Origin of the sequence: Actinospica acidithermotolerans (assembly GCF_018139625.1) — a bacterium.
Classification (GTDB): Bacteria; Actinomycetota; Actinomycetes; order Streptomycetales; family Catenulisporaceae; genus Actinospica; species Actinospica acidithermotolerans.
In genome coordinates, this window is sequence record NZ_JAGSOH010000212.1 from 1 (window position 1) to 5,992 (window position 5,992).

The following is a 5,992-nucleotide window of genomic DNA, read 5'->3' on the forward strand; positions in this document are numbered from 1 at the left end:
CCCGGTCGGCTACATCGCGATGTCCTACCTCCACGACACCGGACAGGTCGCCGGCTGCACGGTCCTGAGCTAACCGCCGGGACCCCGCGCGGCCCGTCCGCGATCCGCGCTGCGCCAATCCCGCGCCGCGCCTCTGAAAAACCCTGCGTTTCCGCAGCCGGACCGCCCGGGCCCGGCACGCCAACCATCCCGAGGGGGAGCCTCATGACCACGATCACCACCAGCGCCAAGCGCGGCACGATCCTGCTCGCGGCCGCCGGAGCCGCGCTCGCGGCCGCGGCGCTCGCCGCCGCTCCGGCGAACGCCGCGAGTTCCGCCACCTCGCCCGCGAAGGCCTCAGCGGCCGCCAAGCCGTCCACCGTGCGCCCGAACGCGAGTTCCTCGACCCGCCGCATGATCGACCTGCAGACCGGCCGCTGCCTGGACAGCAACTATTCAGGCTCCGTATATACGCTCCCATGCAACGGCGGCAACTACCAGAACTGGCGCGTGTCCTACGACTCGCAGGACAACGCGACGCTGGTGGACGCGCAGACCGGCCGCTGCCTGGACAGCAACTACTCAGGCAACTTGTATACGTTGCCTTGCAACGGCGGCAAGTACCAGAAGTGGTACTGGACCGCGGACTTCGCGGCCTCCCCGGTCGAGTACTGGCTGAACGACCTGCAGACCGGGCGGCTCCTCGACAGCAACTACGCCGGGTCGGCCTACACGCTGAACTACAGCGGCAGCAAGTTCCAGAACTGGGAGTAGCCCCGGCGCTGCGCCCGCCCCGTGCGCGATGAGACGCCCCGCAGCCGGGACCGCCCACCCAAGAGCCCCGGCGACCGATCCCCCCTCGGGCGCCGGCCCCGCCACCCCGCAGAGAAAGGAGAACGTCCATGAGCAAGTTCGCATTCGCGGTGCGGACCATGGTCGCCGCCGTACGGCGTCCGGCCGAGCCGGTCAGCGACCAGGCCAAGAAGGACAACGTCGCCGAGATCGAGGTCTGACCCGCGCAACCGCGGGGCTCTCGCCGGCAGGTTCACGGCCCGGCCGGCGAGAGCCCCCACCCCGACGAAGGAGGCCCAGCGCATGGGCGCGATCCGCAGACTCACGCTCGCGGCCAGAGCCCTGGGCCAGCACGCCGCCGGCACCCGCGCGGCCGGCCGCGCTCCCTTGCGCGCCACGGAGGTGCTGGCCAAGGTGCAGACACTGAAGGTCAGCACATGGAGCTACAACTTCGAGCCGTCCGAGGTGGTCCGCTGCGGCCCGATGGCCCAGGACTTTTACAAACTCTTCGGGTTCGGATCCACAGACACGCGGATCCCCGTCGAAAGCGCCCTGGGCGTGCTCCTGGTCAGCGTCCAGGAGCTCGCACGGCGCCTCGAGGCCGCCGAAGGGCAGCTCGCCCACGCAGACGCGCCCAACGGGCTCGAGCGCGAGCCCGCGCCCACCAGCCGATCAACCACCTGACCCGACGCACTGGATGGACCGACGAACCACGCGAGAGGACACCGGAGACCTCGATGAGCGCACAGCACGTACAGCACGCGGACACGATGGCCGCTGGCCGTCATGTCCACGCGCGCCGCGCTCCCGGGCAACCCGCCGAGTCGCCCGCGCGCACTGCCGACGCGGTCCTCGCCGCCACCGTCGCCCTGCTCGATGCGGCCGTCGCCGCAGCCGAGCGGTCCGAGGCCGACAAGGACCTGGCTCGCCCGGCGCTCGTCGCCGGGCGCGAGGCGTCCGAGGGGGCGGCCCTGCTGCGCCGGCACCTGCCGGAGGGCGCGAACGCGCCGCGGGCCTGCGAACCGGCGGACTGGGTCCTCGCGCTCAACGCTGCGGCGGACGATCTCGACGCCGTCATCTTGAGCGATCCGTGCGGGGGAACGAAGCTGCTGGACCTGTGCTTCGCGATGTACCACGTGCGCACCGCCGCGAGCGCGTTCGGCGCCCGGCCGGTCGGCGGGCAGGTGCGCCGCCCGTGACCTCCACGATCGTGCGGGCGGCCTCGGGCCGTTACAGCAGCCGCTCGACCACGCGCCGGCAGTGCGGCGGGCCGGGCAGGTGCCCCTGGCCGCGGTGGCACAGCGGGCAGAAGGCCGGGCGGCCGTCCGCGCCGTACACGTCGCCGGCGTCGTCGTACACGGCGACGTCGTTGCGCCGCCGGCGGGCTGCCTTCACGGCCGCGGCGAACGCCTTCCCGCGGTTCCTGGTCGTCACGACCGCGGTCTCGGACTGGTTGGCCCACACCGAATACACCGTCATCGTTCCCGCCCATCCCTTCCCGCCTTCGCAACCGCCAGATACGCACGCCATGGTGCCACAGATCCTCAGTCCATTGCGACCCGGGGCCGCCCATCGCAGCCGCGGGATCGCCATCGCCCAGATCGCCCGCACGCATCGGAGGGGCGTCATGACCGCATCAGCGCCGAGAGCGAACCCCGTTCAGGCAGCCCGCCGCGGCCGAGGGAGGCGAACGTGATGCCGGCGGAACTCGCATGCGTCCTGGCGTACGCCAGGACGCTGCTCGCGGCCCGCTACGCCCGCGCCCGCAACCGCGACCGGCAGCTCGGGGCCTCGACCGTGGAATGGGTGGTGATCACCATGATCGTCGTCGTGATCGCCCTCGCCGTCGGAGGAATCATCACGGCCGTGGTGACGGACAAGGCCAGGCAGGTGTGCACCAGCATCAACGGCGCCGGCGGCACCGGCACCGCCGGCTGCACCGGCGGCTGACCCAGAAGGGGCACCACGACCATGAAGACCGCCGCACCCCGCACCGCGGCCGCCGCGGCGCTGCTCACCGCCCTCGCCGCCGGCTGCTCCGGCGCGTCGCAGACCCCCGCGCCTCTGGGCACCACCTCCTCGGCGAGCAGCTCCGCGCACGCGCCGAGCCCGACCTCGTCCGGGGCCGGCACCGGCTGGCTCGCGCCGCCCGCGAGCATCGCGCTGCCCGCCGGGCTCAGCTTCGCGTGGGGGTACACCCCGAGCGGCAAGGCGGACCTCGACCAGGCCGTGGAGGCGGTCGAGGACATCAACCGGGCCGAGATCGCCGGGATCGGCTCGAACCCGCAGAACCCGAACATGATCGACTTCGGCCGGTACGCGAGCGGGCAGACGCTCGCCTGGATCCGGGCGACGTTCACCGACTACGCCCGCAACAACGAGACGTGGACCGGCGCAGCCCGCTTCTACAACATCGCCACCTCCGACTTCCAGGGCAGCGGCGTCGGAGAGAGCGGGATCGTCCAGTTCTGCTCCGACGGCGCCGCCCTGATCGACAAGAACCGGCGCACCGGCGCGAGCGTCGCCGACCCCTCGGGCACCGCCCTGGTCACCTTCAAGGTCACCGCCGTCCCCGGCGGATGGCAGGCCTCGAACTTCACCGCCGTCGTCAAGGACCCCTCATGCGACGCCGGCTGATCGCCCGAGCCGTGGCCACCGCCGCCCTGGCCACGGCCGCGTGCCTCGCCTCGGCCCCGGCGTGGGCCGGCGGTGGCGGCTGCGGCGAGTTCGGCTGCACGACCGGCGGCGGGAGCCTGGCCGGAACCACCCTCAGCGCGCTCGGCGGAGTGCAGTTGACCTCCAGCGCGCCGCTGAAACCAGGTCGCGGTTCGCTGACCGACGCCGCCCCGCTCGAGATCCCGCCGTGCTGGTACCAGCCCGGCCTCACACCGGTCGCGGCCGTGCAACTCGTGCGCAACCTCGCCCACCTCGTGCGCGCCAACCCCGAGCTGTGGCAATGGTTCGAGCAGTACATCCAGCCGATGGTCGCAGCCGACTACCACGTGCATGACGCGGGACTGTGGTACGTCGCGTGGTGCCAGGACTTCAACGCGCCGGCCTCGCTCGCCTGGACCACCGACCACCCCTGGTTCACCTGGGTCGCGGCGAGCGACCCCGCCCCGCCGCCGCCCGGAACGGTCAGCCTCGACCCGAAGCTCCTGGCCACCTACGCGATCGACTCGGTGCAGCTTCCCGCCACCACGTTCGCCTTCAACCCGCTGGTGCCGACCGGCAACCCGGCGCAGCCGAAGGCCGCCGTGGTCAACCTCGCCACCTGGATCTGGCTGGACCGGCGCACTTTCGGCGCGGTCACCGTCACCGCGAAGGCGGGCCCGGTGACCGTGACCGCGACCGCCACGCCCACCGAACTGGACCTGCCCACCGACCTGCAGAGCCCGGACGGGCAGCCGTACGCGAGCCTGACTCCGGCGAACGGGGTGTGCACGGACCTCTACGACGCCTACGCCGGGAACCCCGCCGCCGGCCCGGCGTGCGCGATCACCTTCTCGCAGAGCTCCGCCACCGAGCCGGGCGCGGTCTACCCGATCACGGTCCGCCTGGTGTGGCAGGCGAGCTACACCGCGAACTTCGGCGCCGGCGGGCCGCTCGAGCCCGGCACGGTCGCAGGCACCGTGCCCGTGCCGGTCCAGGAACTGCAGACCACGATCACCCACTGACCGAAGGAGGGACTGTGAGCATCACCTCGCCCGCCCCGGCGCCGGCCTCGCGCCGCGAACAGGTCGCCGACTCCGGCATCCGGCCGGTGCGCAGGCGCCAGCCGCTCCTTGCAGCGCTGTTCGCGGTGCTGTTCCTGGCGTGCCTCGGCCTGAACCTCTACCTCGCCCAGCGCAACAACCACGAGGTCGAAGTCGTCCAGGTCACCTCCGCGATCGCCGTCGGCGAGCAGATCCCGGACTCCGCCATCGCCCCGGTCCAGGTCGCGGCGAACAGCGGGATCGGCTACGTCCTGTGGTCCCAACGCGGCCAGCTCGCCGGCTACGTCGCGACCGTCGCGCTGGTGACCGGGCAGCCGGTGCTGGCCGCGGACGTGACCACCGGCTCCGCGACGCCCTCCGGCGACGAGGTCGTCGGTCTCACCGTCCCGGCCGGGGACTACCCCTCGGGACTGGTGCAGGGGGACAAGGTCACGGTGCGCACCGTGGCGAGCACGAGCTCGGCGGCCTCGAGCGGAGCGGGGTCGGCGAACGCGCTGTCGGCGTCTCCCGTGCTGTTCAGCGACGCGACGGTCGCGGCCGTCACCTACGCCCCAGGAGCGGACCCCACCAGCGCCACCGCCCTGGTCAACCTGGACCTGAGCGCCGCGGAGGCGACCGCGCTGGCCGAGGGCAAGGCCTCCGGCGCGCTCATGCTCAGTATCGACGGGACCTGACGATGCTGATCGTGATCGGCGCGGTCAAGGGATCACCGGGGGCCAGCACGGCCGCGCTCACCCTCACCGCCTGCTGGCCGCGCCCGGCCCTGCTGGTGGAGGCCGACGTGTTCGGCGGAGACCTGCTCTACCGGCTGCGCGCTCCCGACGGCCAGGCGCTGCTGTCCCCGTGGCACACCCTGATGCAGATGACCGCCGTCGCACCCGAGGCGATCACCGCACAGGCCGTGCACGCCTTCACCCAGACCGCCGACGGCGACCTCAAGGTACTGCTGGGAGCCGGAGAAGCGGGCCAGAGCGCGCTACTCGCGCGCTCCTGGACACACCTGGCCCCGCTGCTCGCCCGACTCCCGGGTACAGCCGGCGGCGTGCTCGACGTCGTGGTCGACGCGGGACGATGGACCGACGCCCCCGCGCACCGGGAACTGGCGAAGGCCGCCTCGCTGCTGGTGACCGTCACCCGCCCCGCGACGCTCGCCACCGTCGGACAGCTGCGCGAGCGCGTCAACACGCTGACCGAGTGGAGGGCCGGCGCCGGATGCGCGCCGCTGCCGACCGCGGTGGTCGTGCGCACCGCGGCCCGCGAGGCCAAGCGCGCGGCGGGCGAGCTCGACGGCGAACTCGCCCGCATGCGGGTGCCGGCCGACGTGGCCGGCGCGCTCCTCGAGGACCAGGCAGCCGAGCTGTTGACCGGTGCGAGCCTGCCACGCGGGGACCTGCTCGCCGGAGCCGAACGGCTCGCCGCCTCGCTCGCCGCGCGCCCGGCCGCGCCGGACCGGCACGCCGGCGGGTGGACGCGATGAGCGCCAACGGCTACTCCCAGCCCGCCCC

The 5,992-nt window shown here is 73.1% G+C and carries 9 protein-coding genes; 8 read left to right on the forward strand and 1 reads right to left on the reverse strand.

From position 1 onward, the window contains the following. The first annotated feature begins 204 nt into the window (after positions 1–204). From KDK95_RS33685 to KDK95_RS33695, 3 genes are all read left to right on the forward strand, one after another. On the forward strand, positions 205–753 hold the full coding sequence (locus tag KDK95_RS33685; protein ID WP_212522418.1) for an RICIN domain-containing protein: 549 nt from the start codon (positions 205–207) through the stop codon (positions 751–753). Between the two features lie 321 nt (positions 754–1,074). Further along, the gene (locus KDK95_RS33690; protein ID WP_212522419.1) at positions 1,075–1,455 is read left to right on the forward strand and encodes a tail fiber domain-containing protein; all 381 of its coding nucleotides are present in this window, start codon (positions 1,075–1,077) and stop codon (positions 1,453–1,455) included. A 53-nt stretch (positions 1,456–1,508) separates the two neighbouring features. Then, a complete protein-coding gene (locus KDK95_RS33695) occupies positions 1,509–1,970 on the forward strand; it encodes a hypothetical protein (RefSeq protein WP_212522420.1) in 462 nt (153 codons plus the stop codon). Positions 1,971–2,001: 31 nt separating this feature from the next. Here KDK95_RS33695 and KDK95_RS33700 read toward each other — a convergent pair whose 3' ends face one another. Continuing rightward, positions 2,002–2,250: a hypothetical protein gene (locus tag KDK95_RS33700; RefSeq protein ID WP_212522421.1), complete on the reverse strand. Its 249-nt coding sequence runs from the start codon at positions 2,248–2,250 to the stop codon at positions 2,002–2,004. A gap of 216 nt (positions 2,251–2,466) precedes the next feature. Here KDK95_RS33700 and KDK95_RS33705 point away from each other — a divergent pair, with 216 nt between their 5' ends. The 5 genes from KDK95_RS33705 to KDK95_RS33725 are packed head-to-tail and all read left to right on the forward strand — an operon-like array spanning position 2,467 to position 5,964. Then, positions 2,467–2,721 carry a hypothetical protein gene (locus KDK95_RS33705; protein ID WP_212522422.1) on the forward strand — a complete coding sequence of 85 codons (255 nt, stop codon included), beginning with the start codon at positions 2,467–2,469 and terminating at the stop codon, positions 2,719–2,721. A 21-nt stretch (positions 2,722–2,742) separates the two neighbouring features. After that, complete coding sequence (locus KDK95_RS33710) at positions 2,743–3,408, forward strand: hypothetical protein (RefSeq protein WP_212522423.1); 666 nt, start codon at positions 2,743–2,745, stop codon at positions 3,406–3,408. Continuing rightward, the gene (locus tag KDK95_RS33715; protein ID WP_212522424.1) at positions 3,393–4,448 is read left to right on the forward strand and encodes a hypothetical protein; all 1,056 of its coding nucleotides are present in this window, start codon (positions 3,393–3,395) and stop codon (positions 4,446–4,448) included. The genes KDK95_RS33710 and KDK95_RS33715 overlap by 16 nt, the downstream gene beginning before the upstream one ends. Positions 4,449–4,462: 14 nt before the next feature. Continuing rightward, positions 4,463–5,161: a hypothetical protein gene (locus KDK95_RS33720; RefSeq protein ID WP_212522425.1), complete on the forward strand. Its 699-nt coding sequence runs from the start codon at positions 4,463–4,465 to the stop codon at positions 5,159–5,161. Positions 5,162–5,163: 2 nt separating this feature from the next. Further along, complete coding sequence (locus tag KDK95_RS33725; protein ID WP_212522426.1) at positions 5,164–5,964, forward strand: hypothetical protein; 801 nt, start codon at positions 5,164–5,166, stop codon at positions 5,962–5,964. Positions 5,965–5,992: the final 28 nt, after the last annotated feature.

Bases quoted from the DNA above. Each gene is read 5' to 3' on its own strand.
- KDK95_RS33685 (WP_212522418.1), top strand. From the start codon at position 205: ATGACCACGATCACCACCAGCGCCAAGCGCGGCACGATCCTGCTCGCG.
- KDK95_RS33690 (WP_212522419.1), top strand. From the start codon at position 1,075: ATGGGCGCGATCCGCAGACTCACGCTCGCGGCCAGAGCCCTGGGCCAG.
- KDK95_RS33695 (WP_212522420.1), top strand. From the start codon at position 1,509: ATGAGCGCACAGCACGTACAGCACGCGGACACGATGGCCGCTGGCCGT.
- KDK95_RS33700 (WP_212522421.1), bottom strand. From the start codon at position 2,250: ATGACGGTGTATTCGGTGTGGGCCAACCAGTCCGAGACCGCGGTCGTG.
- KDK95_RS33705 (WP_212522422.1), top strand. From the start codon at position 2,467: ATGCCGGCGGAACTCGCATGCGTCCTGGCGTACGCCAGGACGCTGCTC.
- KDK95_RS33710 (WP_212522423.1), top strand. From the start codon at position 2,743: ATGAAGACCGCCGCACCCCGCACCGCGGCCGCCGCGGCGCTGCTCACC.
- KDK95_RS33715 (WP_212522424.1), top strand. From the start codon at position 3,393: ATGCGACGCCGGCTGATCGCCCGAGCCGTGGCCACCGCCGCCCTGGCC.
- KDK95_RS33725 (WP_212522426.1), top strand. From the start codon at position 5,164: ATGCTGATCGTGATCGGCGCGGTCAAGGGATCACCGGGGGCCAGCACG.